Origin of the sequence: Salinibius halmophilus (assembly GCF_003577475.1) — a bacterium.
Classification (GTDB): Bacteria; Pseudomonadota; Gammaproteobacteria; order Pseudomonadales; family Natronospirillaceae; genus Salinibius; species Salinibius halmophilus.
Genome location: NZ_QPEP01000011.1, coordinates 69583 through 95705, shown reverse-complemented (window position 1 = coordinate 95705; position 26123 = coordinate 69583). Strand labels below are relative to the sequence as shown.

General features: G+C 48.7%; 26 protein-coding genes. 9 read left to right on the top strand and 17 right to left on the bottom strand.

Annotation, left to right across the window (positions count from 1 at the left end):
• Window positions 1-6 precede the first annotated feature (6 nt).
• Complete coding sequence (locus DUW71_RS13340) at window positions 7-978, top strand: hypothetical protein (protein WP_119395756.1); 972 nt, start codon at window positions 7-9, stop codon at window positions 976-978.
• Between the two features lie 10 nt (window positions 979-988).
• Window positions 989-1402 (top strand): hypothetical protein, encoded by a 414-nt coding sequence (locus DUW71_RS13335; RefSeq protein ID WP_119395755.1) that lies wholly within the window; start codon window positions 989-991, stop codon window positions 1400-1402.
• 744 nt (window positions 1403-2146) lie between these two features.
• On the opposite strand, the gene DUW71_RS13330 is transcribed toward DUW71_RS13335, so the two are convergent.
• Complete coding sequence (locus DUW71_RS13330) at window positions 2147-3478, bottom strand: cobyrinate a,c-diamide synthase (protein WP_233546137.1); 1332 nt, start codon at window positions 3476-3478, stop codon at window positions 2147-2149.
• 237 nt (window positions 3479-3715) lie between these two features.
• On the opposite strand from DUW71_RS13330, the gene DUW71_RS13325 reads away from it, so the two are divergent.
• Window positions 3716-4075, top strand: a complete 360-nt coding sequence (locus DUW71_RS13325; protein WP_119395754.1) for a copper resistance CopC family protein — start codon at window positions 3716-3718, stop codon at window positions 4073-4075.
• Window positions 4076-4077: 2 nt separating this feature from the next.
• Here the strand turns inward: DUW71_RS13325 and DUW71_RS13320 are convergent, their stop codons facing one another.
• The 9 genes from DUW71_RS13320 to DUW71_RS13280 form a co-directional block, all read right to left on the bottom strand.
• A complete protein-coding gene (locus tag DUW71_RS13320) occupies window positions 4078-6249 on the bottom strand; it encodes a DNA topoisomerase 3 (protein WP_119395753.1) in 2172 nt (723 codons plus the stop codon).
• 548 nt (window positions 6250-6797) lie between these two features.
• The gene (locus tag DUW71_RS13315) at window positions 6798-7079 is read right to left on the bottom strand and encodes a peptidylprolyl isomerase (RefSeq protein WP_119395752.1); all 282 of its coding nucleotides are present in this window, start codon (window positions 7077-7079) and stop codon (window positions 6798-6800) included.
• A 112-nt stretch (window positions 7080-7191) separates the two neighbouring features.
• A complete protein-coding gene (locus DUW71_RS13310) occupies window positions 7192-7584 on the bottom strand; it encodes a DUF1801 domain-containing protein (RefSeq protein WP_119395751.1) in 393 nt (130 codons plus the stop codon).
• 202 nt (window positions 7585-7786) lie between these two features.
• On the bottom strand, window positions 7787-8212 hold the full coding sequence (locus DUW71_RS13305) for a GFA family protein (RefSeq protein WP_119395750.1): 426 nt from the start codon (window positions 8210-8212) through the stop codon (window positions 7787-7789).
• 1 nt (window position 8213) lies between these two features.
• Window positions 8214-8705 (bottom strand): Lcl C-terminal domain-containing protein, encoded by a 492-nt coding sequence (locus tag DUW71_RS13300; RefSeq protein WP_119395749.1) that lies wholly within the window; start codon window positions 8703-8705, stop codon window positions 8214-8216.
• Window positions 8702-9475, bottom strand: a complete 774-nt coding sequence (locus DUW71_RS13295; RefSeq protein ID WP_158584092.1) for an Lcl C-terminal domain-containing protein — start codon at window positions 9473-9475, stop codon at window positions 8702-8704. Before DUW71_RS13295 ends, DUW71_RS13300 begins: the two co-directional genes overlap by 4 nt.
• A gap of 95 nt (window positions 9476-9570) precedes the next feature.
• Entirely contained in the window at window positions 9571-9936 is a 366-nt protein-coding gene (locus DUW71_RS13290) for a rhodanese-like domain-containing protein (protein WP_119395747.1), read from the bottom strand.
• A gap of 360 nt (window positions 9937-10296) precedes the next feature.
• The gene (locus DUW71_RS13285; protein ID WP_119395746.1) at window positions 10297-12579 is read right to left on the bottom strand and encodes a YbcC family protein; all 2283 of its coding nucleotides are present in this window, start codon (window positions 12577-12579) and stop codon (window positions 10297-10299) included.
• Window positions 12576-14015 (bottom strand): NADH-quinone oxidoreductase subunit L, encoded by a 1440-nt coding sequence (locus DUW71_RS13280; protein ID WP_119395745.1) that lies wholly within the window; start codon window positions 14013-14015, stop codon window positions 12576-12578. The genes DUW71_RS13285 and DUW71_RS13280 overlap by 4 nt, the downstream gene beginning before the upstream one ends.
• A 97-nt stretch (window positions 14016-14112) precedes the next feature.
• On the opposite strand from DUW71_RS13280, the gene DUW71_RS13275 reads away from it, so the two are divergent.
• Window positions 14113-14970 carry a LysR family transcriptional regulator gene (locus DUW71_RS13275; protein ID WP_119395744.1) on the top strand — a complete coding sequence of 286 codons (858 nt, stop codon included), beginning with the start codon at window positions 14113-14115 and terminating at the stop codon, window positions 14968-14970.
• A 6-nt stretch (window positions 14971-14976) separates the two neighbouring features.
• Here DUW71_RS13275 and DUW71_RS13270 read toward each other — a convergent pair whose 3' ends face one another.
• The 3 genes from DUW71_RS13270 to DUW71_RS13260 form a co-directional block, all read right to left on the bottom strand.
• Complete coding sequence (locus tag DUW71_RS13270) at window positions 14977-16479, bottom strand: methyl-accepting chemotaxis protein (RefSeq protein ID WP_119395743.1); 1503 nt, start codon at window positions 16477-16479, stop codon at window positions 14977-14979.
• Entirely contained in the window at window positions 16476-16991 is a 516-nt protein-coding gene (locus tag DUW71_RS13265) for a PAS domain-containing protein (protein WP_119395742.1), read from the bottom strand. Before DUW71_RS13265 ends, DUW71_RS13270 begins: the two co-directional genes overlap by 4 nt.
• A 68-nt stretch (window positions 16992-17059) precedes the next feature.
• The gene (locus DUW71_RS13260; RefSeq protein ID WP_119395741.1) at window positions 17060-17770 is read right to left on the bottom strand and encodes a substrate-binding periplasmic protein; all 711 of its coding nucleotides are present in this window, start codon (window positions 17768-17770) and stop codon (window positions 17060-17062) included.
• A gap of 107 nt (window positions 17771-17877) precedes the next feature.
• Here DUW71_RS13260 and gmk point away from each other — a divergent pair, with 107 nt between their 5' ends.
• The 5 genes from gmk to DUW71_RS13235 all read left to right on the top strand — a co-directional run bounded on the left by gmk (window position 17878) and on the right by DUW71_RS13235 (window position 23359).
• Entirely contained in the window at window positions 17878-18492 is a 615-nt protein-coding gene (gene gmk / locus DUW71_RS13255; RefSeq protein WP_119395740.1) for a guanylate kinase, read from the top strand.
• 62 nt (window positions 18493-18554) lie between these two features.
• On the top strand, window positions 18555-18764 hold the full coding sequence (gene rpoZ / locus DUW71_RS13250; protein ID WP_119395739.1) for a DNA-directed RNA polymerase subunit omega: 210 nt from the start codon (window positions 18555-18557) through the stop codon (window positions 18762-18764).
• A 50-nt stretch (window positions 18765-18814) separates the two neighbouring features.
• Window positions 18815-20935: a RelA/SpoT family protein gene (locus DUW71_RS13245; RefSeq protein ID WP_119395738.1), complete on the top strand. Its 2121-nt coding sequence runs from the start codon at window positions 18815-18817 to the stop codon at window positions 20933-20935.
• Between the two features lie 88 nt (window positions 20936-21023).
• Window positions 21024-21893, top strand: a complete 870-nt coding sequence (speE, locus tag DUW71_RS13240) for a polyamine aminopropyltransferase (protein WP_119395737.1) — start codon at window positions 21024-21026, stop codon at window positions 21891-21893.
• Window positions 21894-21970: 77 nt separating this feature from the next.
• Window positions 21971-23359: an OmpA family protein gene (locus DUW71_RS13235; RefSeq protein ID WP_119395736.1), complete on the top strand. Its 1389-nt coding sequence runs from the start codon at window positions 21971-21973 to the stop codon at window positions 23357-23359.
• Window positions 23360-23423: 64 nt separating this feature from the next.
• Here the strand turns inward: DUW71_RS13235 and DUW71_RS13230 are convergent, their stop codons facing one another.
• The 4 genes from DUW71_RS13230 to DUW71_RS13215 all read right to left on the bottom strand — a co-directional run bounded on the left by DUW71_RS13230 (window position 23424) and on the right by DUW71_RS13215 (window position 26074).
• Window positions 23424-23879 (bottom strand): hypothetical protein, encoded by a 456-nt coding sequence (locus DUW71_RS13230; protein WP_158584090.1) that lies wholly within the window; start codon window positions 23877-23879, stop codon window positions 23424-23426.
• A 98-nt stretch (window positions 23880-23977) separates the two neighbouring features.
• On the bottom strand, window positions 23978-24502 hold the full coding sequence (locus DUW71_RS13225) for a hypothetical protein (protein ID WP_119395734.1): 525 nt from the start codon (window positions 24500-24502) through the stop codon (window positions 23978-23980).
• Window positions 24503-24563: 61 nt separating this feature from the next.
• On the bottom strand, window positions 24564-25364 hold the full coding sequence (locus tag DUW71_RS13220) for a TatD family hydrolase (protein WP_119395733.1): 801 nt from the start codon (window positions 25362-25364) through the stop codon (window positions 24564-24566).
• A 104-nt stretch (window positions 25365-25468) separates the two neighbouring features.
• Window positions 25469-26074: a DsbA family protein gene (locus DUW71_RS13215; RefSeq protein WP_119395732.1), complete on the bottom strand. Its 606-nt coding sequence runs from the start codon at window positions 26072-26074 to the stop codon at window positions 25469-25471.
• Window positions 26075-26123 lie beyond the last annotated feature (49 nt).

Sequence of the window (26123 nt, the reverse complement as noted above, 5' to 3'; positions counted from 1 at the left end):
AGCAACATGAAACCTTGGGGACATATTGACTTTATTCTTGATCGAACTAGTGAAATAGAATGGAGTACAATCAACACGGTATCTTTCGAACCTAGATCAATCGAGACTCACTCACATATAAAAGCGATAAAGGAATCTATCAATTCAACATTTATCGAGTTTAACTATAAAAATTTCATAAATGGAAGCGATCTTGAAAAAAGAAAGATTAAAATAAAGGAAGAGTTCTCAATATCACCTAAAAAAGAGATACAAAACTCGATATCAGACTACAATAAAAAAATAAGCGAAATCTTGGAAGCATCCGAAAAGTCAATAATATTCGATATTACGTCAGCCCCAATCGAATTCACTTTAACATTTATAAAGAGAGTCATTTCAAGCGATGAAATAGAAAATTTATTATTGAGCTACACATGTACATCGCTGTATCAAGAGAAAGCTTCAGTACACGAATGCGATCCACCAACAGCCGTGCCGGGCTTCAGCATTCTTGATGAGACCAAACGTTCAAACCTCAAGATAGATAATTACATAGGCTTTGGCTTCACTCCAGCAAATATTTCCTCACATCTACAAGAGTATACATCAAGTATGACGGAGATAATTATTCCATTCCCAAGCACCCCTCAAAGCTATAGAAGGAACTGGAAAGCAGCTGAGTTATTAACACGCGGGTTAAGCGAAAGGCCTTATTTCCATAGATCACACCCATATGACATATTTGGCCTATATGAATATTTAAATAAAAAGGTATCTAAAAGCAAAAACATTAACATAATGATACCCATTGGACCTAAGCCGCATGCTGTTGCTATGGCATTAACTCACCTTTCAAACCCTGAAAAAAGTGAAGTATGGTACCCAAAACCAACTAAAATCAATCCATCCACTTCGAAAAAAATCATGATAAACTCAAACAAAAAATCAGAAATATTGGGGTACGCAATTAAACTCAATGGAAAACCCACTCTCTAGGAGAAAAAAAATGACGGCAGAAACAAATATCTTTACACATCCTTTGGTAATAGCAGCACTAAGCACAATAGTTACAAACATCATATTATTAATAGCAACGCACATATTTACCAATAAAAGGGAACATTCCAAATGGATAAAAGAACAAAAGCAAAAATCCTTCACATCCATTCTAAAAACAATCACTTTTGAGCCGAAAGATCAGGATGGAATTAAAAAATGGACTTATGAGATACGAGCACATTCTCAAAGCATCCATTTACTATTTAAAGATGGAACAGCTCCAAATGGTATAAAAGAATCACTTGAAGAAGTATTTCAGTTAGCGCAAAAAAAGAAAGATAATTTGGCTACTGAAAGCTGGGATCAGGAAATGAGAGATGCAACTCGAACTTTGAGGATTCAGCTTGCTAAGAATTTGTAATGATTAGGGGCGGAAATTTATTTATTCTGCCCATAACTTATCTAGCATTGAAGCAATTAATACGAGGCATTACATTAGTATTGATTTTTTTATATATTTTAAAATATACAATCTGCACCAGTGGCATTTAACATTCTGGCTTTCTATTCACCATAAAACCAAATCGATTTATAGGACTCATAATTCGGCATACCCTTCAGCCATTACTATTTAAAGATGTGGACTATCAGCTCTAAATACACACCGTGCCTACCGGAAAAATAGTTATCAGCACTTATACTAACTTCCGCATCAATTGGCACACCGTCATTTGGTGAAACTCACAATTAAGAAAATAAGCCCCTTAAGCACTTCAGGTCATCACTTCACCGCGCGCCAGTGGTGAATACTTCATAGCGCCATTGGTTTGTTCACCAACTTGGGTGAAATAGGGGTACCCAGTGAGGACGAGTGACACGGTTTCACCTCTGCTTTTGACCTAGTGAACGATCAGCAATTCAGTAGGCAGCGCATTAAAGTCTATTGATAACTTCCTTGTTGGACAAGGAAGCACGGTTGCTGGGCGGACAGACTGGCTGAGTATGTTAATTTTGTGTCGCTAGGGTTCTAGTGAATGCTGGCAAAAAAAAACCCCGCCAAGTGTCAGACCAATCAGAAAAAGGAGGGGATGACGGGATCACTGAGTGCAGTAAGTAGCTTTCCAGATGTGTGTATCTCCTGCCCTCGTGCACACCGACTTAATAGTTATGAACCAGCAAACAACTGCGCAATGGCCTTTGGGTTCGATGGAAAAAACAAATGCAAATAGCTGGCGGTAAGTGAGCCTTGCCGATAGATGGGTTCGCCAGGAGCCGGATGCTTTTGCCGTTGGCCGTGGGCGTATGGCTCAGGGGTGTCGACCGCGGTAGACCTGTGGTGGGCGTGGCCACGAACCAGGCCACTTGGCAGAGGAGCGCTTTGCATACCTTGGCAGCCACCGCGCTCGCGCATTTGCCCTTGTCCAGCTAATAAGCCCAACATCGGGTGCTCAGAGCCATCTAGTTGGCGCAAACTGGTTAAGCAATACAGCATGCCGCCACACTCAGCCAGTATGGGTCTGCCCTGCTGATGCATTTGTAAAATCGACGTTTGGCTTTGCGTGTTTTGCGACAGAACTTCGCTGTGCAACTCTGGGTAACCACCGGGCAGCCAAAGTGCATCGGCTGTTGGCACAGCTTCGTTGCGCAGAGGCGAGAAATACACAAGCTTTGCGCCCATCGCTTGCAACAGCTCGGTATTGGCCGCATAGATAAAACTGAACGCGGCATCCTTGGCAATGGCAATGGTTTTGCCCGCTAGCCATTGCTCTACAGTCGGCTCTTGGCCTTCACTGAAAGCTACTTTTGGCAGGCTTTGCAAAAACAAGTTGAGTGCCTCGGCATCAAGCGCTTGCGCCCCGGCATCTATTCTCTCGTTGAGCTCATCGGCCATTTCTTCCACTTGCACCAAACCTAAGTGGCGCTCGGGTAATGTCATCTTGTTGTTGCGCAGCACACCGGTAATAAGTGGCAAGTCATCAGGCAGCGCATCGGTAATTAGCTGCTGGTGATATACCGAGCCACATTGATTGGCAATGAGCCCGGCAACGCTGTAATCATCACGATAGTTCGCTAGCCCAACGGCCACCGCGGCAGCGGTTTGCGCCATACCTGAAACATCCATTAATAACGCAATTGGAATGCCAAAGGTAGCGGCCAAATCGGCACTAGAGGGCGTGCCATCAAATAGGCCCATGACCCCTTCAACCAAAATCACATCGGCCTCTTGTGCGGCTTTGTTGAGTTGTGCTCGGCACCAAGCTTCACCAGCCATCCATAAATCGAGCTGCACCACAGGTGCGCCACTAGCCAAGGCCAATATTTGTGGGTCTAGGTAGTCGGGCCCAGTTTTAAACACCCGCACCGTTTTGCCTTGCTTTACTAACAGGCGAGCTAGGGCAGCGGTAATGGTGGTTTTTCCTTGCCCAGAGGCAGGGGCGGCAATAAATAGGGCGTGGCAGGCAGACATAATGATTAAACCCAGTAAAATTTGCCTCATGTTACGAAGAAGCCATTGGCTTGTCAGGTGCTTGTTCAGCCAAGTTAATGGATTTACCAATGATTGGTGTAGAATTGCGATGGACTTGGTAGCAAACAGGTAGACGCACGCGCCATAATGCCAAGCTCATTAGTGTAAGAGTCCGAAGGGAAGGTGTTTGGCCGAACATAGACTCTAAGGCGCTAGCAAACTGAGCGCATTACATTTGGCTAGTACTGAATAAAATAGGAAACCGTGATGAAAAAGTTAATGGCAGCCTTAGCCCTTTCAACCACCATGCTTTCAACGGTCGCACTTGCTGCCAATCAAAGCGAGTTAACCAATAGTTATCCGGGTGCTGGCCAGGTGCTTGCAGGCCCTCCACCGGGTATTGGCTTAGAGTTTGACCAAGCGAACAAGCTTGTGGGGCTCGAATTACAAACCGACCGCGGCGAAGCACTGCCGATCAACTTTGCACCCTCGGATGAACTAAAGCTGCGCTTTGAATTCCCGCTACCAGAGCGCCTAGAAGCTGGCACCTATGCTGTGCAATGGACAGTTGAGAACGAAGTGGGCGAACAGAAAGAAGGTGTTATCTGGTTTATGGTTAGCCAGTAACCCTATACCCGAGGGGTCAACCGCCCCTCTACATCATCAAAGAAGGTACTGCAGCCACTGCAGCGCCAGTAGCAGCCTGGCTTTTGCTTAAACTGGTTGCGCCAAGCTTTGTCGCCACAGTTTGGGCATTTTGCGGTTTTGGCTTTATCACTCGAGGTTTTGCGAGCCCCACCTTTTTTGCCTTTACCGTACGTTCCCCGGTTTGAACCGCCTTTGCGATTAGCACCACGCTTATCACTTTTCATTGCTTTGGCATCTGGGTGGCTGACTAGATGGTTGGTAATGTCTCCCATGTGATCTTTGGCTTTTAGCACTAGGCGCTCAATCCAGTCGCGAATTTTTTGGTCAAACTCGGCTACCGTAGTGTCGCCGGTTTCAAGCTTGCGCAGCTCCAACTCCCAGCGCGCGGTTAATGCCGGAGAAGTCAGCACCCTAGGCAAAATATCAATCATGGTGCGCGCTTTTGCTGTGGCATGCAGGGAGCGTTTGTCTTTGCGTAAATAGTCGCGTTTGATTGCCGTTTTAATGGTTTCAGCGCGTGTAGCGGGTGTGCCAATACCTGAGACTTCCTTTAACAGCTCACGGTATTTGGGGTTGGGCTCGTACCGCGCAACATGCTCCATGGCACTAAGCAGCGTGGCTTCGGTAAAATAAGCGGGCGGTTTAGTTAATTTATCCAGCACATCAGCTTGCTGGCACACCAGGCTTTCGCCTTGCTGCACCGGCGGAAGGCTTTGCTCTAGTTCGTCCTCTTGGCCTTGTTTGCCTTTTGGTTCGTCTTTGCGATCACCGGCTTGAGCGTCTTTGGCGCTTTTAAATAACACCTGCCAACCTGCTTCGATAGGCACCGAGCCTTTAGCGATATAGCTTTGTTTCGGTGCATCAACTAGCGTGATGCGGGTTTTTTCGGCTTTCGCCGGTGGATAAAACTGGGCAATGTATTGGCGGCGAATGGCATCGTAAACCTTAGCCTCCATCGGGTTTAGCTTGCCAACATTCACCGTCTCAAAGGTTGGAATAATCGCATGGTGGGCGCTGACCTTGCTGTCGTTAAACACACGAGCGCGCGCACTGGGGTTAGCGCCAGCCACTATTTGCTGAGTGCTCGCATCACTAGCAACAATGGCTTGCAGCACCTTTGGCACATCCGCTTGTTGTGAGCGCGGCAGGTATCGGCTGTCGGTGCGCGGATAGGTAGTGAACTTTTCGTCGTAGAGTTTTTGCGCTATCGCTAGGGTTTTGTCGGCACTTAGACCAAATTTGCTATCACACAAACGCTGCAGCGAGGTTAAGTCGAATGGCAACGGCGCGGCGGAGCTGGTTAGCTTTTTTTCCACCTTCTGCACTGTAACAGGCTGATTGATGACCGCATTAGCAACCTGCTCGGCTAGCTGGCGGTTAATGCAGCGGCCTTCTTCGTCTGCATTTTTTAGGCCATTGAACTCGCCCTCTGGCACCTGCCACTTAGCATTGAACTGGCCATTTTGGCCTTGTACTTTGATCCACAACTCAAAATAAGGTTGAGGCACAAACTGCTCAATCTCGCGGTCGCGATTCACCACCAAGGCAATCGTGGGTGCGACCACGCGGCCAACATTGAAGGTTTCACTCAGGCCTGCTTGTTTACCTACTAGGGTATACAAGCGACTAAAGTTCATACCCACATGATAGTCGGCCATTTGCCTACCTTTCGCAGCATGGTACAAACCAATCGACTGACTGCCATCGACGACGTTGTTTAGTGCCCTCTGAATTGACACCTTATCAAGCGACGATAATTTCACCCGCTGTACTGGCCCACGATAATTGCTCATGACTAATATATTGCGAGCAATGGCTTCGCCTTCGCGGTCATAGTCGGTGGCGATATACAATGAGCCTTGTAGATCTTTGAGTAGCTTTTTAATTGCCGCGAGCTGCTTTTTGGTGCGGTAGACGGGCTTGAGGGGTACATCAGTTGGCAAGAATGGCAGCGTCGCCAGCGACCATTGCTTCATGCTGGGCTCTATTTCGTCGGGCATTTTTTGCTCAAATAAGTGCCCAACCGCCCAGGTCACATAGGTGCCTTTTCCATTATGTAGCGCGCCCTCCACACGGCTGCGGCAACCAAGTGCTTGTGCTAGGTCGCGCGCTTGTGATGGCTTTTCACAAAGGTAGAGGGCGTGTATTGGCATAACTAAACTAGGCTAATGGTAACCCTCTAAGCATACACCAAATCTAGCTAAACAACTGATTATTTATCCAGTTTTTTCGTAGGTTTTTCAAACCGCAGGTTTGGGAAACATTGATCGGTGGCGATACACGTTGCCCGGCCGCGAACGGCCATACAACCTACGGGATTAGGTGTAGGTTTTTCAAACCGCAGGTTTGGGAAACATTAATCGGCGGCGATACACGTTGCCCGGCCGCGAACGGCCGTACAACCTACGGGATTAGGTGTAGGTTTTTCAAACCGCAGGTTTGGGAAACATTAATCGGCGGCGATACACGTTGCCCGGCCGCGAACGGCCGTACAACCTACGGGATTAGGTGTAGGTTTTTCAAACCGCAGGTTTGGGAAACATTAATCGGCGGCGATACACGTTGCCCGGCCGCGAACGGCCGTGCAACCTACGGGATTAGGCGTAGGTTTTTCAAACCGCAGGTTTAGGGAGCATTGATCGGTGGCGATACACGTTGCCCGGCCGCGAACGGCCGTGCAACCTACGGGATTAGCTATGCATTAGTCGATGCGCGAGGTTACTTCTAGCAGGTGATAACCAAACTGTGTTTGTACAGGGCCTTGCACTTCTTTAATTGGTGCTGAAAACACAACTTTATCAAACTCTGGCACCATCATGCCTGGTCCAAACTCGCCAAGGTCACCACCTTGTGCACCCGATGGGCATTGCGAGTGCTGTTTTGCTACGTCAGCGAAGTCGGTACCCGCTGCGATTTGCGCTTTTAGTTCATTACACTGAGCTTCAGTGCTTACCAAAATATGGCGTGCTGTTGCTAAAGCCATGATTTACTCCATTTATGTCGTCGTTTAAGCGGCAGGCATTCTATTGCACTGCTAGGCAAATTCCTATTATTTCACGCCATTGGAAATAGCTAGGGCTTATGCGCCCGGATCATCACGCCCCCAGCAGCGGTAGGTGCTTAACTTTTTTATACGTTAGCGCCAGCAACAAGCAGTGCTTTACTGCTTCTTCTGGGATGGGCTGGTCAAGTGGTAGGGCGAGTTCGCGATTACCAACGAGTGAGAGTTGGTCGCCATATAGTTCACGAAAGGTATCAACTAACTTGGCCTGGCAGTTAAAAAACAAGCTTACGTACTCTGGCGCTTTCGCTTTCCAATCCATCCGAATTGGGCTGCCGGTTTTGACCGAGAAACTCGCTTCTCCCCATTTTACCGACTGCTCAATTGGGCCAAGATTATGCTGCTCACAAAGCTGAGTTATCCACTGATCTAGCTTCTGTAAATATAACTTCGCATTAATCGGGTAATCTTTAATAATACTTTCCAATTTTAACTTCTTTGTTTATGCGGGATTTGGGCTTCAAATGGATTTATAGCAGAGACTAGACACCCGCCTTCGCGGGTGTGACAAGGTATTGGGTCGTAGCAGAGACTAGACACCCGCCTTCGCGGGTGTGACAAGGTATTGGGTCGTAGCAGAGACTAGACACCCACCTTCTCGGGTGTGACGGGGTATTGGGTCGTGCAACCTACGACTGTAAAAACCTAACAAACTCGCCTAAATCTTCAGGCATGTCAGCGTAGTTGCGTTCGGCTTTCGCTGGTATTGACCAAGTTGGTTTTGCAGACAACCACAGGTGCGCGGCCAGTTCTGGAGCGGCCTCGGCGACTAAACCAAGTGGGATCCACATTAACGAGTCACCTACTTTGTTTGGCACTGGGCTGCCGCAGCTACTGCAAAAATGTGAGCTAAACCCAGTTGATTTGTGCCACTGTTTTATATTTTGCTCGCCAGACTGCCATGCAAACTGATCAATCGGCACTATGGTTGCCGCATTGGCGCAGCCACCCCCTTGCTTTTGACACAGCGAGCAATGGCAGTGATACATTTTGTTGATTGGACTTTTAACAACAAACGTTACGGTGCCACAAAGGCAGCTTCCTTGATAGGGCATTTTATTGGTCTCTTACTAAGCGAACCAGCGCGAAGTTTTGTTTGTCTGTGTAGTCATCATTGCCGAATAAAAAGTGCACTGTCCAAGCAGCGTCTAGGTTATGGCCTGCACTTGTTGCACTCCAGTAGCGCTGCTGTTTTGTCGCTGGAAACATGGCTTGATCGACGGCGCCGCATTGGCCGTTAGCCAAACTGCTCAGTTCTTTTAGGTTAGGTAGCCGCCAGGTGGCATAACCAGCCAATCGGTTTGCTGTTGCTTCACCGATGGCTTGCTGCCAAGTCAGCTGCGTTGGCTCCCCAACACAGCTATCACCATTCCACGTTTGCCCCAGGCTGCAGCGCTGCCACACAATTTTGGACTGTGTATCGACAACCTGGCCACCACTTGCTTCCCAGTTTGGTGGCAACTGCAAACACGCTTGTGATGTCGCCGTTATCATTAATAGAGATAAGCCCATTAATAGAGATAAGCCCATTGCTCTCGCTGTAGTCATTGAACGCTCCCTGTTCGCACCAATCGAACATGACTAGCAACGCTTTTAATCGCGAAGTTACTGCGACCAAAATTAAATTTGATATTCCAGGCCCCGTTCGCGCTAGCGGGATGCTCGCTGCTCGTCCAATACCAGGCGTTTTCGGTGCGTGGGAAGTAGTCTTGGTCAACCGTTGGCACCGATGCACCATAGTGAATAATGGATCTCAGCTCTGCTACTGTCGGCAAGCGCCAATCGTTGTAGCCACACAGTGCTTGCTGATTTACTGCCTCAACAAAAGCTTGGGTGTCACAGCTATCGTTGGCGCAAGTGCCACCATTCAAGTGCCCTGAAGCTCCGTTATACCAGCTATAGGTATGCCGGTAATCGCGCAAACCGGAAGCTGCTTTGACCTCCCACATTAAGCCAGTCACATTGTCTGCTACACAATTATGCCCACTCGCATTGGCTGCCAACTTATTGCCAAGGGTATCCAACTTAGTCAAATCGAATGCTTGCGCACCGCCACCATATGGCGTTTTAGTTAGGCTACCGGCTCTGGCTTGTGCATCGCGGCCATGGTCACCATCTTGCCCTTGCAAGCCGCTTGCTGGGCAGGCTACTTGCGTATTATGGCTATTCGTACACCATATTTGCCCGGTATCATTTAGCGCCCTTGCAACTTGTGAAACAGGCACAGCTGAGGGTGCCACAGTCGTTTCGCTAGTGGTTGTACTGGCATCGCATGCAGCAAGGCTTGCTGCAGCAATTAATATGACGACAATCCGCATGCGCGTCCCTGAGTTGGTCATGTAGACAAAAATACTATTACAGCGACTACCAGACCTCAACCAACAGGCTATGCCAACCTAGCCTAACTCCTAAATTATTTTGCCTTATTAGTCTCAATACGCTCGCGATAAGCACCTAAGCCGCCAGCGATAAACTTAGCGTTGTGATAACCCATTTGTTTGAGTGCTAGCGTGCTGAGTGCACCACGGTTGTTGGCATTGCAGTAGCAGAGAATTGTTTGATTGAGGTCGGCAATTTTGCCCTCCACCAACATTTCCAATGTACCGCGGCTGATGTTCATTGAGCCTGGGATATGATCTTTTTGATGCTCTGGGCGGTCACGAATGTCCAAAAGCTGAGCGCCGTTGGCGACTAGCTCGGCGATCTCTTCAACTTCCACACTTTCTACTTGAGCAATGGCGTTGTTGGCTAGGGCTAAGAATTTTTCGGTGTATTGCATGGTGTTGCTCCTATTGGTTGATAAGTGGAGCTTTGCAATGGTGGTGCCAGATTCGCGAACGCTCTGGGTGGGTGTTTTTTAGCGAAAACGTTTCAGGTGTAGCACACACGTTTCACAAGGCGAGACACTTATTGTGACGGGGTGAGCCGTAGCGAGGCTGTATACGGAGACTAGACACCCGCTTTCGCGGGTGTGACTATACCGAAACTGGACACCTATACCGAAACTAGACACCCGCCTGCGCGGGTGTGACGGGTTAATTTCGCGGGTTTGACCATACCGAAACTAGACACCCGCCTGCGCGGGTGTGACGGGTTTATTTTCGCGGGTGTGACGGTTTAAGTTCGGGTGTGACAGCCTTTACTGAACCGGATGCCAATACCCCTGGTGATAACGGCAGATGCCGTCGTCGCGCAGCTGGTAGAGGTAGAGCCAGTCGTTGTCGATTAGCCAGCGAACGTTGTCGTGGGCATCAATAATGTTGCGAATGGCGTGTTTTGGCGCATCCACATACACATTCAGCCGAGTAGGCGTGTGCATATATTTTTGCCCATCGTGCACACTTTGCAGCGGCAATCCAATACGCAGGTCGCCACCGTTGCCCTCAAACACGCCTATGTTGCCACCCACTACATTGTGCAGGGTTTTATTGCCAGCACCGTATTTAAGTGGATCGGTCACCGAGGCGTTGTATTGCATGTTAATCCAGTTGGTCACCAGCATTGGCGCGGTGAGAATGGTGGTTAACAAGGCAAAATCTTTGTCGTTCGCCCAGTTGTAGTCGTGCAGGAAGCTGCGCCCACCTAGGTTTAGGTGCTGGCTGCGTTTACGATCAGCAACAATAAAGCAGGCGTTATTGGCCAAGCCCCACTCTGGCCGCGTTTGGCTCCAGTCGCGGGCTTTTTGTTTGGCATCAGGACTCGCTGATAACTTAGCCCGCTCGCTACTGGCTTGCTCGGTTGCGCCGGCTAGCCATTGTTCAATCTGCTCTGGCACTTGGCCAGATAGCACAATGACTTCATCAGTCGTGGTGTTATGCAAACCTGGCACAAAGGTCGTCGCATCTGGTATGTGAATGCCCCGCTCAATCAAAGCTTCTCTTACCGCGGCATCATTTAGAAGCTGGCACAACAGGCGCACATTCACTTCACCGGTTTGGCCGCCACAAGCACCGCAGTCTAAGCCTGCTTCGTGCGGGTTATTTTGGCACTGACTGCCGTGCCCTAACAGCAGCACGGTGTCGGCAAACTCATCAGTAAAGCCCATGCTACCCAAAATACCAGCAGCCATATCTGCTTGTTCACTTAGCGGCAGTGCTTTGCCTTGTTTGCTTAGGGTAAGCGGGCCAAATTCAGTGACTTTGGCTTTGCCAAGACCCAGGGTGTTTTTCACCAAGCCCCCTAGGTATAACAACCCAGTAGACTCCACTAGGCTAAAACCACCAGCAGAGGATTTAGCAAACTTCTGCCATTGGGCGCTGTATTGGGCGGTGGCAAGCTTGCCCGAACTGGCTTCCCGCACTTCTAATTGAGGAGCCAGCAAGCCAGGCAGCTGCGGGCGCTGATAGCTGCCCACCGCATAAGCGATTGGCAAGCCAAAGAAGCCAGCAAACCCCTTGGTTTGAATACTTGGCGACTGTGCTTCGAGTGCCCGGCGCATCACTTCCGAGCGCGTATCAATGCAGAATACCGCTTGCAGGCTAAGCGCTGCATTGTCTTTGGCTGGCAGTGGCGTGCGCAGTTGCTGGTGCAACCCTTGCTGAATCTGCATTTCATTGGCTAGGTGCCACACTTGCAAGCCATCTACATAGGCTTGGTGTTCACCTTTAAGCTGATTGCTATGGGCAAGTTGGCGCTTCCAGTTTATTTGCAGTTCACTGCTGGATAACTGCTGCCAAAGCACCAGCTCCCAAGCTAGGCGCACGGCAAGCAGTTGCTCTACCACATTGTTTTGCTTGCCAGCCAACATGGCCTGCCAACCGACATAAGCACTATAACTAGCCCAGCCGTTGATGCTTAGTAGTAGCGCGTGTAGGTAATCCACCTGCGCTTCATCTGTTACACCAAGCATGGTCAAAGCTTGCTCTACAAGCGTTGTTGCATCACTTGGCAAGGCTTTAAACTGCTCAACCAAGCCTTTGCTCTTCATTAGAATTTCTAGGCCATGGTCGTGGCAAATGGTGTCTAACCAAGCGGCGTAAAAGTCATCGCAGCCAGCGCCGGTTTGTGGCTGACTAGCAAAGTAGTCACCGGCAAACTGGCTAATTTGGTGAACCACTTCATCATTCCAACTGATCTCACGCTCGCTATCGCGTTCTAAATCCGCCAGCTGTGCAACGTTCTGCCAAGGCTGGGGTTGTTTAAGTGGTTGCTGCTTAAACTGTGCCACCGTCAGTTCGTGCCCCAGCGCACTCAGCGCTTGGGCCAGGTCATCGTCGCTCACATGCTGATAATGCGATACATCACCATATACATGCACGCCACCCAACCAAGATAAGTTCACGGCCACCTCATGCATGCTCAGTTGGCGCATTTGCCAATAAGGGTTCACGGCAATCAGCTTATCGAGTGGCCAGTTTGGCGCAATGCGCCCAGCGGCCTGTTGAATTAAGGTTGATACTGGGGCTTTCACTGCTACGTTCATGATTGCACCTCTGCTGTGGCAACTTTGTTAACAGGCTTTGCTTGGGTTAATTTGGCAGGCCACAGCGCGAGTGTGATGCGCGTTGCCCATTCATCTAGGTAAAGGCCAGCAAACAGCGCTTGGTGTAGGCGCTTGCCAACTGGTTTGTGCTCGCTAAATTGCACAGTCCAGGCGAAAGCTATGAGCACCAATACGATGGCGGCAAACAGTAGTTCTAGTGCCAAGGCCTCTGGCAAGGCCTGCCAGCCAAGGCTGTATTTGAGTGCCGTGTGTACACCAGCCAGTGCTAGGGCAGCTACTAGGCCTTTGGCGAGCTGACCATGCTGAACCAGTGCGGCAAAACCAGCACTGTAGAGAGCAAAGAACGCCACTTCGGTGATCGACACACTGCCCTTTAGCACCACGGTGCCAATCAGGTACACACTAAAGGCCGCCGAAAAACCTAGTACTGTGGTGGCCATTGAGGCCTTGCTAGCCGACATTTGTTTGGCGACGGCAGTTTTCACTTGGCTGCCAGCATTTAAGAAGCTGTAAGCTTTGTAGCAAGAGTGTGCTAACAGGTGCAGCGCAGCCAGAGCGTACAAGCCCGCGGCAATTTGCAGCAGCATGAGGGCCATTTGGCTCACCGTCGACCAAGCCAGACCTACTTTGACACTAATGCGAGTCGTGGCAATCACCGCTGCCAGCACCAGGGTTAAGCCTGCGACCAAGGCAAGTACCGTAGTGGCAATCCAAGATGCTTGCAGTAGCTCGGCGTTGCGTAGCAATAAGTAGCCACCCAAGTTCACCACACCAGCGTGTAGCAAAGCCGATACCGGCGTTGGGGCTTCGACAACTTGAATCAACCAGCCATGGAACGGCATCTGGGCGCATTTAAGCAATGCTGCAAGCACCATTAAGGTGGCGGCTGAGTGCGTTAATGCAGTGGCATCGCTGCTGCTAACTAATAGGGCAAGCTCACTGATGCTAAAGCTTTGGTATTGCCAAAATAGTAGGCCGATGGCGCCGAGCAGCGAGATATCAGCGAAGCGGGCGAAAACAAACTTTTTATGGGCTGCTAACTGTGCACGCGGGCGGTCTGGGTAAAAGAGTAATAGTTGGTGCAGGCTCAAGCTAATACCAACCCAAGCAAACCAAAGCACGAGTAAGTGATCACTGACGACCACCAGCATCACCATGGCGATGGTCCAATGCAACCAGCGGAAGAAGTCGGCTTGTTTGGCTTCGCCGGCTAGGTACTGCTCACTAAAGCGGCTAACGAACAACCCTAGAGTTGCTACTAAAGCCACCATGAGGGTTACCAGCCAGCCATCGGCCAGCCATGCGCTGAGCACCACGGCAGGAACAATCGCTTGCAAGGCCCATAACGAGCGCCCTTTCATAGTACCTGCCAGTAGATACCAAGCAGGTATGGCAAATGCCAACATATCCATCATCACTCTCCTCTGTAGAAGTTGACGAAAGTATGTGAGCAATCTATCGTTCTGTGAAATACATATAAATCATTATTATGTTCTATAAAAGAGAACGATTATGAGCCGCTTGAATTACCACCATCTTTATTATTTTTGGCAGGTCGCCCAACAGGGCAACCTCACCAAAACGGCCCAAGCCCTGCATGTTTCGCAGTCAGCGTTGTCGAATCAAATTAAGCAGCTTGAACAAAGCATGGACTGCGCGCTGTTTGAGCGGGCAGGAAAAAAGCTGGTGCTAACTGAGGCTGGTGAGAAAGCGGTGCTGTTTGCCAACGACATTTTTACCCGCGGTGAAGAGCTAGAAAACCTGCTGCGCTTCGGCGAGCAAGGCCAGCGCAGCCATATCAGTATTGGCATTTCTAGTTATATGTCGCGCAACTTTATTGAAGAGTTCATTGCCCCTACGCTTGCCAACTCAGATTGCAGAGTCACCCTGCACTCCAACAACCTACCCACGCTTTTGGAGCGCCTGGCCAATCACAAACTGGACTTGTTATTAACCAATAAACCCATTGAACTAGAGAACGAACAACCTTGGATTGTGCAGCTGTTGTCGCGCCAGCCGGTGTCGATTGTTTGCCCACCCGAGCTAGCAGACAAGCATTACCATGAAGTAAGCTGGGTGCTACCAAGTCGCTACCATGCCATTCGCTCTGAGTTCGAGGCGTTTTGCCAAACCGAGGGGTTTACCGCAAAAATTAAAATGGAAGTGGACGACATGGCAATGCTGCGCTTGATGGCGCGCGACCACTATGGCTACTCGGTACTACCAACGGTTGTTGCCCGCGATGAGCTAGCCGCCGAGAACCTAGTGGTGCGCCATACTTTTAGCAACCTATTTGAGCGCTTCTATGCCGTTACCCTACCAAGGGTGTATCAGCCGGATATGATTCACCAGCTACTCAATCGCTACTGATGCTGATTAAAACATCTCGACGCTATCGTCAGCTTCGGCCTGATTAATCTCAGCTAATATGCCATCAAGATGATCAAACACTTGCTTACTGGCCGCTTCACTCATGTGCATGCAAGTCACGATATCCTCGATATCCAAGTGCTCTTCAGCAGCCTTGTCCAGCGCGTGATGCACACCATCATGTACTTTTTTATGGGGTTCAGTAAGCAGTTTGTAGCCTTGGTAGCGACCATAACGACTAACGGCTTCTTCGGAATCAAACCATTTACCCAATCGACAGCTATGATGGTCTACTGCAACTTTTTCGCGGTACTCCTCGGCGTCTTGATTCAATATGGCGTAGTAGCCATTTTGCTTGTACACAATGTGGTCAACTTTCAGTAGTGACATAAATGACATATCACGCGTCAGCGTTAACAAGCGGCTTGTTGTTTGCGCCGATGCTGCCGTGCTTTCTACCGCATCTGTCACCGACGCAATGGTTTCTACCATCGCATCCGTTTCTTGTTTAGCTGCTGCTGTACTCGTAGCAGTTTGCTGCATTGTGGCGGAAAATTCATCTAATCTTGTGCGGATTTCTTTGGCGGCATTACTGGTGTTTTGAGATAGATTTTTCACCTCATCTGCAACCACAGCAAAACCTCGACCTTGCTCACCGGCTCGCGCGGCTTCGATGCTAGCATTCAATGCCAACATGGTAATCTGATCAGTAATACCATTGATCATGTCTAACGACTGGTGAATGGCAGCTGCTTTGTCGGCTAACTGCTCACTAGCATTGGCCATTTCGGTAACAGACTGGTCGATGACCGAAATACGATCATTAACCTGCATTATTTCAACTTTGGCACTAACAGCCTTATCACTATTTTCAACTGAAATGCGTTCCGCTTCATCAACCCTTGCCGAGATGCCAATCATGTCTTTCTGAATGGCGCCAAGGTTTTGTAACAGATTGTCAATGTTTAGGTCGTTTAGCTGGGCCGACATACTGTTAGCGTCAGTGATGACACGAATGTCTTTTAGCTGAGCCAATGCATGTGCAATATTGGTTAGCGCGGCACCAAATTGCCCAGGCATGCCTTGCGTCAGTGGCGGGCGCTCAAAATCATTTTTTAACACACAGCTAAAGCTTGAGTTGGTTTCATTAAAGAAGGATTCAACCGAATCGAGAAACTCATTTAACTCCCAAGCAACCTCTCCCATCTCACCAAAATTGCGGGTATCAGTTACTCGTCGGTAAAAGTCACCTGCCGCGGCGGAGCTGAGGGTATGCTTCAACTGTTGTAACAGATTCTGGGTTCTATTAATTGACACTGCCATTACGGTAACCGATGCTAAAACACCAGCCATCAACAGAATGTCAATCAGATTACGCACTGAATCCGGTAGAAAGCGAGCCAGTAGCATAAGCGCACCAGCCACATAGACTGCAACTAATAATAATACGAACTGCTGCTTGTAAAACGGGTGTTTTGACAGTTTATCGCTTTTGGCTGCTTTGCTCATTTAAAACGCACCCCTGCTATACCAATAACAAAATCGCGATACCCACCAGCTTTACTGCATTCAGCCATCAAATAAGCCACAGCATCATCTATAGATTGGTTGGTACCCGCTGATTCTATTTTTTTCATTTCCTGATAAATATTGGCGATAACCTCTTCCACCGATTCATTTATTTGGCGGCGAACCGAGAAGTAACCGTTTATCTTTCCTGTTTGTACATTGACGTTTGGCGTCACATTAGCCAATACCCAATAGTACTTGCCGGTATAGGTTTTGTTTTTCACCAACCCGAAAAACTCTTCGCCTTTTTGTAGCGTTTGCCACATATAGCGAAACACCCCTCTTGGCATGTCGGGGTGGCGTATAACTGAATGTGGCTTGCCCAACAATTGGCCTTCATGCATCTCTGAGACCTGCATGAATAACCGATTGGCATAGGTTATTTTGCCCTTCAGATCGGTTTTACTAATAATTAGATGGTCACTTGGCCATTGCGCACGCTGATCCGTCATCAACTTCACCAAACTTTTTATATTGGTTTCAGTGTAGATGCCCAAGGCAAAACCTGCACAAGGGTTAACTAGTTGCTTGGTAAATCGAACTGATGCATCCAGTCTTGCATATTATTGTTAGCGATAACCCGATTGATCGCCTCTAACATAAGGTCACGCTCAGGGTGATCGCTAGCAATGCCAAAATGAACCGAATCACTGCTAACCAGCAAGTCGTGTTTAATCAAAGGGGCTAAGCGATGATCTACTGAGCGTTGATAGTCTAAAATCAAGCTATCTAACAGCAGCACATCGGCTCTGTCGGCCAATAGCATTCGATAGCCCTGTTCAGGCCGATAGATGTAGACGGTGCTGAGTCGCTCTGCCGAGCGATAGGGTTCTTTATAGAAATAACCAGCGAACTCAATCACGCGTTTGTCTGCTAACTGGTCAAACGAGGTAATCGGCGGCATCGGTAGGCTAACCATCGCCATCGGCTGATGGATATAGGCATCACTAAACAGCATCTTGCTGCGGTCGTCTACCCAGTTTGGGTTGGTAATAGCAATCAAGTCAGCTTGTTGAGTTAGCATCGTGCTTTCTACCCTAGTTCTGGGTAGTTGTACTAAGTCAATGCGCCACCCTTCGCTCGCTAAAGCTTGGGCCAGCACTTCAATATAGCCATTGCCTTGCCCATCGAAATACGGCATGTGGTGCGCATCCGACAGCAGCCAGGTCATTTGCTTGCCACTCGCCACTGTCGTCCAAAAAACCAGTATCAATAAAAAAGCACGAAACATTCATCAAACCAAGCAGGAAACTGAACGTAAGTGTAGTCGATATGAACAGATTCGCGCCTTGGTGGATTTAACGCTAGAATACGCGCCATTCAATTTGGAGAGTCCTCATGTCAGCAGGAAAACTATTTGTTATTTCCGCCCCGTCGGGTGCAGGGAAATCAAGTTTAGTGAGTGCCCTATGTGAACGTGACGCAAGCATCCAAGTGTCGGTTTCACACACAACTCGCGCCCCGCGTCCAGGTGAAGAAGATGGCGTCAATTATAACTTCACAACCATAGCTGAGTTTGAAGCTGGCATCGACTCTGGGCTATTCTTGGAATATGCCAAGGTATTCGATAACTACTATGGCACCAGTGGCGAATGGGTGACTGAGCAATTGGCGCAAGGCATCGATGTGATTTTAGAGATTGATTGGCAAGGCGCGCAGCAGGTACGAAAACTTGTGCCAAACTGCACCTCTATTTTCATTTTACCACCATCGGTAGAAGCGCTTGAGCAGCGACTTAATAATCGTGGTCAAGACGGGGCCGATGTCATTGCCCGTAGAATGAAAGATGCGCAAAGCGAAATGTCGCATTGGCATGAGTTTGAATACGTGGTGATTAACGATGCATTCTCCACCGCACTGGATGAATTGCATGCTATTTTTGTAGCAGAACGCCAAAAACAGGCCAGACAAGCGATTAACCAGCAAGAATTAATCGAAAGCCTCTTGTCATAGCGATTAAAAACCATACAATGGCGTGTCCACCGCAATGCGCCATCATCTGGAGACTATTTTACATGGCACGAGTAACTGTTGAAGACTGCCTAGAAAACGTAGACAACCGTTTCGAACTGATCATGGTTGCATCGAAGCGTGCACGCCAGCTTGCCAACGATGGTGCTGAACCTACGGTACCTGAAGAGAACGACAAACCTACGGTAATCGCCTTGCGCGAAATTGCTGAAGGAAATATCGATGCAAGCATTCTTGCTGAGCAAGAAGACTGATACACTAAACCGGCAAACGCCGGTTTTTTTATGTCAGTGATGCGAGCAAGATGCCTGTAGCGAATATAGATGAGTTAGCTTTTAAACTGTCCAGTTACCTATCCCCTAAAAAGGTTAACCGGGTACGCCGTGCCTATTATTATGCTGAGCAAGCGCACGAGGGGCAGTATCGCCGTTCAGGCGAGCCCTATATTATTCATCCGCTACAGGTTGCCGAAATCCTTTCTGACATGCACATGGACCACCAGTCTTTAATGGCTGCCATGCTGCACGATGTGCTTGAAGACACCCCAGTTAATAAAGACGCCCTGATTGAACAGTTCGGTGCCAACGTTGCCGAAATGGTCGATGGGGTTTCTAAACTTACGCACCTAAAGTTTGAGAATAAGCAGGAAGAGCAAGCCGAGAACTTTCAAAAGATTGTGCTCGCCATGGCCAAAGACATTCGCGTTATTTTGGTTAAGCTAGCCGACCGGCTGCACAATATGCGCACTCTGGGTGTCATGCCACCGCACAAAAAGCGCCGAATTGCCAAAGAAACTTTGGATATTTATGCCCCGGTTGCGCAACGCTTGGGTATTGGCACGCTGCGCCGCGAGCTAGAAGACTTATGCTTTGAAAACATGCATCCAATGCGCTCAACGCGCATCAAAGCAGCCGTGCGTTCGATTTCCGGCAACCGCAACGCCATGGTGGAGAAAATTCAGCAGGCATTGCAAGACCAATTGGATAACGACGATATCAACGCCGTGGTATTTGGCCGTGAGAAGCACCTGTATAGCATTTACAAAAAGATGCAGGAGCAGCGCAAAGCGTTTGAGTCGATCATGGACGTTTATGGTTTTCGCATTGTGACCGATTCTGTCGATAACTGTTATCGCATCCTGGGCATTGTGCACAATTACTACAAGCCTATTCCGAATCGCTTTAAGGACTACATTGCTATCCCTAAAGCTAATGGTTACCAGTCACTGCACACCACGCTAATTGGTATGAATGGCGTGCCAATCGAGATTCAAATTCGTACCAAAGAAATGGACGAAATGGCGGCTTGGGGTATTGCCTCGCACTCACTTTACAAGCAAAACGACTCGCACGACCCACACCCAGCCCATGCTCGTGCTCGCCGCTGGGTGAAAGGCCTGCTAGAAATTCAGCAACGCGCCGGTAACCCAGTCGAGTTCATTGAAAACGTAAAAATCGACCTTTTCCCGGACGAAATTTATGTGTTTTCTCCAAAAGGCAAAATCATTGAGTTGCCGAAACAAGCCTGTGCCATCGACTTCGCTTACGCCATTCATACCGACGTGGGCAATCGTTGCACTGGTTGTTTGATTAACCGCAAAGTCGCACCACTCACCCAGCCTTTAAAGAGCGGCGATACCGTTCGAATTCTTACCGGCAAGCTGGCGCGGCCTAACCCTGCTTGGCTTAACCATGCGATTACCGCCAAAGCCCGCGCCAGCATTCGCCACCACATGAAAACGCTGCGCGAGTCTGACTCTCAGTCGTTGGGCTATCGCATGCTATCAAGCGCTGTCCAAGCATTAGGCGGCTCAATAGAAGCATTAGGTGACGATGCTTTTGACCGTTTAATATCCGACGCGAACATAGAGTCGAAAGCCAAACTGTTTGAAGACATTGGTTTGGGCAACCGTCTGCCTTATTTAGTGGCCCACCGCTTATTAAACGTTGGTGACGACAGCCCAGCTAATGACGCCAGCAAACCGATGAAGCTTTCTGGTGCTGAGGGCGTATTGGTGAGCTATGCCAAATGCTGCCACCCAATTCCAGGCGATCCAATTGTTGGCGTGATTTCCAAAGGCAAGGGTCTGATGGTTCATGTGGAAAGCTGCAAGAATATTAACGACTTGCGCAACGACCCAGACCGCTGCTTGCCGTTTGCATGGGATGAACAGATCGACCACGAGTTCGTCGTTGACCTGCGCTTAGAGGTACAAAACGAGCGTGGTGCATTAGCCAAAATCGCGGCGGCTGTAGCAGAAGCTGAAGCCAATATCGAAACCATTAATATGGATGAACGTGACGCCAATACCAGTGTAGTGCGTGCATCAATTTCCGTTTATGACCGCGTGCATCTAGCTCGCGTGATTCGATTGCTGCGCCGCCTTGACCAAGTGGTATTAAAAATCTCGCGGATCTACGCCTAAGCGGCTTGCAATTTCAGCAAAAACTGCGATATTCGCCTCGTTTTGATGGCACTCAACTGTGCCATCACAGAATTGAAGGAAATACACCATGAGCGATTCATTTAACCCAGACCAATGGTTCACTGAAGTATGGGCAGGCGACGGTTCTAGCTTTTCGCTAGCCATCGAAGAGCTGCTGCATAGTGAACAATCTGAGTTTCAAAAGATTGAAGTGTACCGCACTAGCCACTGGGGCAACCTAATGGTACTGGATGGCTGCTACATGGTGTCTGACCGCGACAACTTCTTGTACCACGAAATGATGACCCACCCTGCTCTGTTCACGCACGCTGCGCCTAAAAAGGTCGTGGTTGTTGGTGGTGGCGACTGTGGCACCTTGCGTGAAGTACTCAAGCACCCTGACGTTGAAGAAGCCTGGCAGGTTGAAATTGATGAACGAGTAACGCGCGTATCTGAGCAATTTTTCCCAGCACTCTGCGACAAAAACAATGACCCACGTGCCCATTTTTTCTTTGGTGATGGCATTGATTGGATTGAAAAAGCAGAACCTAGCAGCATCGACGTCATCATCGTCGACTCCACTGATCCAGTAGGCCCTGCAGCAGGACTATTTAACCGCAAATTCTTTGCTAGCTGCCTGCGCGCGTTAGGTGATGATGGCATTTTGGTACAACAGAGCGAGTCGCCGCTGTACCACACGCATAGTATTATCAAAGAAATGTACAGCGAGATGCGCGCTGCGGGTTTTGAAAATATGCATACCTTGCCGTTCCCACAGCCAATTTATCCATCGGGCTGGTGGAGCTGCACCATGGCGAGCAAATCAGTGAAAGTGCGCGAGTTCCGCTTTGATGATGCCAAGCAAAAAGCGTTTGCCACGCATTATTACAATGCCGAACTTCACCAAGGTGCACTAGCCTTGCCAGAGTTTATGAAAAAAGCGCTGGCAAATTTATAGTTGCTCAAATAACAAACAGACACATTTTGTTGCTAACCTGCTAAGCTGAAAATAAAACTCAGCGAGGGAGTGACAAAATGTCCAATTCCGTCATTGCTTGGATTATCGCAATCCTTGCGAGCATTGCCGCAGCGGTCGGTGTTTACTTATGGCTAGACGCCAGCAGTAATGCTGAATCGCTGCAGCAGCGCATCAACCAAATTGAAGCGGACCGGCGCGAATTACGCTCAGATGTGCGTCGCCTTGAGTCTGATGCCACCTTCACCACCCAACGTATCCAAACGCTGGAAGCACAAATAGAGAGCCAACAAGCGTCTGAGTCTGAGCAAATTCAACAACTGCAAGCGAACCTTGCCGAGCGTGAAAATGAGTTGGCGTCTTTGCAAAATGAGTTAGCCACTGTGCAACAAGCGAATGACGACCTACAAGCTCAAGCTTCAGAGCTGGAAGCAAGCTTGGCAAACGAAGATAGCAGCGAGTTAGAAGCACAGCTTACCCAGATGCAAAATGAAATGACTCAGTTGCAAGAACAAAATGAGTCGTTAACGAATCAAATTGCAGCACTTGAGTCGGACAATGCCAACCTTGCTGCCCAAATCGAAGACAAACAAGCGGAGCTCGTAGATCTGCGCCAAGTTGCCGAACGCATCGACAACGCTCGCAGTCAGGCCGCATCAGCAGAACAAACGCTGCAAAACCTCAACCAGCAGCTGGCAGCCAAAGATGCAGCGCTAGCAGAGCGTGAGGCAGAAATTAATCAGTTGCAGGCGGAGTTAGAATCAGACGAGCAAAACTCCGATGCCATTGCCGCACTAGATGCCGAGCTTGCTCAGTTGAATGATGAGCGTGCCAAGCTACAGGCTGAACAGACCGTGGCGCAACAAGCGCTCGATTCTGCCCGCAGCCGTATTAACGAGTTACTTGCGCAAAACGAACAATACGCCGAACAACTAGCCGAGCTGCAAACTGAACTAAATGCCCAAAATCAGGCTCGCGAAGCATTGCTTGGTGAGCTCGAAGCGCTAAGTGATGAAAAAGCCAGTTTAGTTGAACGCTATGAAGATGGCCGCACCATGATCAGCATCCCAACCGAGCTATTATATGGTTCTGGCACGGCTGAACTAAGTGAACGTGGCGAGCAAGCCTTAGCTGCGGTAGCCCAATCAATCAAAGCATTTGACGGCTACACCATTAGCATCGAAGGTCATTCAGATAGCCGCCCTATTGGCGATAAACTGCAAATTTATTACCCATCGAACTGGGAGCTCTCAACGGCTCGCGCCTCCTCTGCGGTGCGTATGCTAGCGCGCTATGGCGTTGATACCAAGCGTATGCGAGCCGTGGGCCATGCCTCTAACATTCCGGTTGCCAACAACAACACTGCGTCGGGCCGAGCACAGAATCGACGCATTGAGATTTTCTTAGTGCCGAACGTTGAACCAATCATTGTGACGCCTACTCGCTAAATTACTGAGGGCAAAACTAAAAAACCCAGTCAATGACTGGGTTTTTTATGCAATTAAGCAAGCCTTAGTGCAGCATTTCGGTTTTACTGCCACCATCAGCGGCTGTTGCTTTCAGCTCTGATGCGCCTTGTGCATCATCGGTTGTAAGCATTTGAATCATATTGTCGATCAAATTAGCAAACACTCTTAGCAAGGGCACATAGCGCTCTGAATCCGGCTCAACCAAGTCCAATAACTCACAAGCATATTGTTGCCGGTAGGCGTCTAGTTCAGGCATGTTAATAAAACGCGCCACGGAGATCATTGCTTTGCGCAATACAGCTTCAAGTTGCAGGGGTGATGTGACACCGACCGGCAGGAAGTCCTCGATACTAAGGCGCTCTTTTGTTAAGGCTGCGCCACCATTTGCTGGATGAATTTCATAACCTAGCATCCCTGGTGAAAATACGAGTTCAAGTGCCACACTGCGCGGGATACCAGTGTGCATAAGTCGAACTCTTTCCTCTCGTTGCAATTTCATTGACAACCTCGTCAAACGCTACAATCTACATTCACTATAGTTCATCAATGGTATTTTGCTGGGCTAAATGGATGATTTTGAAACAGTTTTGTTAAGCTTTAAAACTTTCCAAATTCAAAAACCAATCGCCCAGCAAGGGTTTCAACCGCTGCAATGGTATCGCTATCAGGTTGGCCACTAACTATCGCGGCTAAGCCCACCCCCACCTGAATATTGGGATGCACATTGACTTTCCAAGTACCACTGAGTTCTCCAGCAAATGCCGTAGCAGCACCATTGCCATCATTTTGACTGATCTGACCTAATACGACTTCGGTATCCCAATGTGCAACTTGGTAGGGCATGTAGCGATAACCAAGCATCAGGCCATACTGTGTCATGCTAATGTCGGTGCCCGGGTCACCTAGTTGATGCAGGTTGAATTGACCACCAATCAGTAAGCCGTGGTCTCCCTCATAGCGGGCTAACGCTAGTTTACCACCAACGCCTAAGCCGTTTGGCAGTACGCGCAACTCGGGGCTTATTAGCCATCCCCAATAACCATCGCCGCCACCCATCAGGGTATTGGGTGCCGCCATTGCGCTACCACTGATCAGTGCGACGAGCAGAATTACTTTTTTCATAGTGATCTCCCAGTTCTAGCTATAGATTGGCAGACCACAGCGCACTTGTCAGCTTCCTCAACTATGGCAATTTAAATACTTGCTTAGAGTTTTGGTATAACTCAGGCAGCAAGGACTCTACAGTCACCCCTTTAATTTCGGCAATTTTTTCACAAACAAAGGGTACATACTTAGGTTGATTTGGCTTGCCACGATACGGCACTGGGGTTAGGTAAGGGCTGTCGGTTTCTACAAGCATTTGCTCAATAGGCGTAAGGCGCACAATATCGCGAACATTCTCAGCTTTATTAAACGTAATAATGCCGTTAAAGCCTAAATGAAAGCCCTCTGACAAGCAGAACTCGGCCAGTTCAACGCCAGCGGTAAAACTATGAATAACGCCTTTGCGTTTTAATGGGGTGCTAAAGTTGCGAAGAATCGCTTGCGTGTCGTCATCGGCATCGCGAGCATGCACCACAATGGGTAAATCGGCTTCGCAGGCAATTTGCAGCTGACGCTCGAAAGCGATTTGCTGCTGTTTTCGGTCAGCATGGTCGTAAAAATAATCTAGGCCGATTTCACCAACTGCTACAACCTTGCTATCTGCTAAATGTTGGCGAATCTCACTGTCTACGTCGTCGTTGTAGTCTTCTGCTTCATGCGGGTGCACACCCTGAGTGCAGAAAACATTATCAAACTGCCCGGCAATCTGGCGAACTGTGCTGAGGTTGCCTGGCGATACGGCAATGGTAATCAGTTGTTCAACATTCACTGCTTGTGCAGCACTCACCACTGCGCTTAGTTCATCACCTTCTAAGTAATCAAGGTGACAGTGGGTTTCAATAATTGGATGCGAATAAACTGGAATATCGCGCTTGGCCATAATGCCTCCGGCTAGCATAGTGGCGGGCAGTGTACCCAAATCAAGTTAAAAAAAAACAGCCCGCGGGCTGTTTTTTACGTTAACTAATCTACTAACGGTTTTGATTAGTCTAGCGTTGCTAGGTAATCAACTAACTCAGCTAGGTCTTCAGCTGTGTTAACGTTACGGCGGTCAACTTGGTATTTGCCGTTGATAATCACCGTTGGCACACCACGAATTTCTGCATCAACTGTTTGTTTGCGTTGCTGAGTTTCTAAGCCTGCCAAAGCGAAGCTTTTTGCTGTTGAATCAAATTCTTCACCATCAACGCCTACGCTAATAAATAAATCGCGTACGTCGTCGCGGCTTAAGCTTCGCTTCTCAACATGGATTGCATTGAAGATTAATGGGCCAACTTTGTGCTCAACGCCTAGTAAGTGGCCCATTGAACGCGCCCAAGTCATATCACGACCATTGCGACCAACGAAGTCTACGTGTGTACGCTCAACAGCAACAGGCGATTCGTTAGTTTCTAGAATCTCTTCCATGTCTTCATAAGTTGGATCGAAGGTATTACAGAAACCACAGTTGTAGCTGAAGTACAAACGTACTTCGTCTTTAGCCGTCGCTGTTTCACCAACTACCTGGTAGTGTGTGCCAGCTACAAAGTCAGCGGCTAGTGCGCCAGTGGCAAGCACAGTTGCGGCCATCGATAGCAATATTTTTTTCATTATTTATCTCCTAATACTGATAACCCAAAAGGTTAACCAAAGCCGCCTG

Coding starts and splice junctions, on each gene's coding strand:
- DUW71_RS13340 (WP_119395756.1), top strand. CDS start 7: ATGAAACCTTGGGGACATATTGACTTTATTCTTGATCGAACTAGTGAA.
- DUW71_RS13335 (WP_119395755.1), top strand. CDS start 989: ATGACGGCAGAAACAAATATCTTTACACATCCTTTGGTAATAGCAGCA.
- DUW71_RS13330 (WP_233546137.1), bottom strand. CDS start 3,478: ATGAGGCAAATTTTACTGGGTTTAATCATTATGTCTGCCTGCCACGCC.
- DUW71_RS13325 (WP_119395754.1), top strand. CDS start 3,716: ATGAAAAAGTTAATGGCAGCCTTAGCCCTTTCAACCACCATGCTTTCA.
- DUW71_RS13320 (WP_119395753.1), bottom strand. CDS start 6,249: ATGCCAATACACGCCCTCTACCTTTGTGAAAAGCCATCACAAGCGCGC.
- DUW71_RS13315 (WP_119395752.1), bottom strand. CDS start 7,079: ATGGCTTTAGCAACAGCACGCCATATTTTGGTAAGCACTGAAGCTCAG.
- DUW71_RS13305 (WP_119395750.1), bottom strand. CDS start 8,212: ATGCCCTATCAAGGAAGCTGCCTTTGTGGCACCGTAACGTTTGTTGTT.
- DUW71_RS13300 (WP_119395749.1), bottom strand. CDS start 8,705: ATGACTACAGCGAGAGCAATGGGCTTATCTCTATTAATGGGCTTATCT.
- DUW71_RS13295 (WP_158584092.1), bottom strand. CDS start 9,475: ATGCGGATTGTCGTCATATTAATTGCTGCAGCAAGCCTTGCTGCATGC.
- DUW71_RS13290 (WP_119395747.1), bottom strand. CDS start 9,936: ATGCAATACACCGAAAAATTCTTAGCCCTAGCCAACAACGCCATTGCT.
- DUW71_RS13285 (WP_119395746.1), bottom strand. CDS start 12,579: ATGAACGTAGCAGTGAAAGCCCCAGTATCAACCTTAATTCAACAGGCC.
- DUW71_RS13280 (WP_119395745.1), bottom strand. CDS start 14,015: ATGATGGATATGTTGGCATTTGCCATACCTGCTTGGTATCTACTGGCA.
- DUW71_RS13275 (WP_119395744.1), top strand. CDS start 14,113: ATGAGCCGCTTGAATTACCACCATCTTTATTATTTTTGGCAGGTCGCC.
- DUW71_RS13270 (WP_119395743.1), bottom strand. CDS start 16,479: ATGAGCAAAGCAGCCAAAAGCGATAAACTGTCAAAACACCCGTTTTAC.
- DUW71_RS13265 (WP_119395742.1), bottom strand. CDS start 16,991: ATGACGGATCAGCGTGCGCAATGGCCAAGTGACCATCTAATTATTAGT.
- DUW71_RS13260 (WP_119395741.1), bottom strand. CDS start 17,770: ATGTTTCGTGCTTTTTTATTGATACTGGTTTTTTGGACGACAGTGGCG.
- gmk (WP_119395740.1), top strand. CDS start 17,878: ATGTCAGCAGGAAAACTATTTGTTATTTCCGCCCCGTCGGGTGCAGGG.
- rpoZ (WP_119395739.1), top strand. CDS start 18,555: ATGGCACGAGTAACTGTTGAAGACTGCCTAGAAAACGTAGACAACCGT.
- DUW71_RS13245 (WP_119395738.1), top strand. CDS start 18,815: ATGCCTGTAGCGAATATAGATGAGTTAGCTTTTAAACTGTCCAGTTAC.
- speE (WP_119395737.1), top strand. CDS start 21,024: ATGAGCGATTCATTTAACCCAGACCAATGGTTCACTGAAGTATGGGCA.
- DUW71_RS13235 (WP_119395736.1), top strand. CDS start 21,971: ATGTCCAATTCCGTCATTGCTTGGATTATCGCAATCCTTGCGAGCATT.
- DUW71_RS13230 (WP_158584090.1), bottom strand. CDS start 23,879: ATGAAATTGCAACGAGAGGAAAGAGTTCGACTTATGCACACTGGTATC.
- DUW71_RS13225 (WP_119395734.1), bottom strand. CDS start 24,502: ATGAAAAAAGTAATTCTGCTCGTCGCACTGATCAGTGGTAGCGCAATG.
- DUW71_RS13220 (WP_119395733.1), bottom strand. CDS start 25,364: ATGGCCAAGCGCGATATTCCAGTTTATTCGCATCCAATTATTGAAACC.
- DUW71_RS13215 (WP_119395732.1), bottom strand. CDS start 26,074: ATGAAAAAAATATTGCTATCGATGGCCGCAACTGTGCTTGCCACTGGC.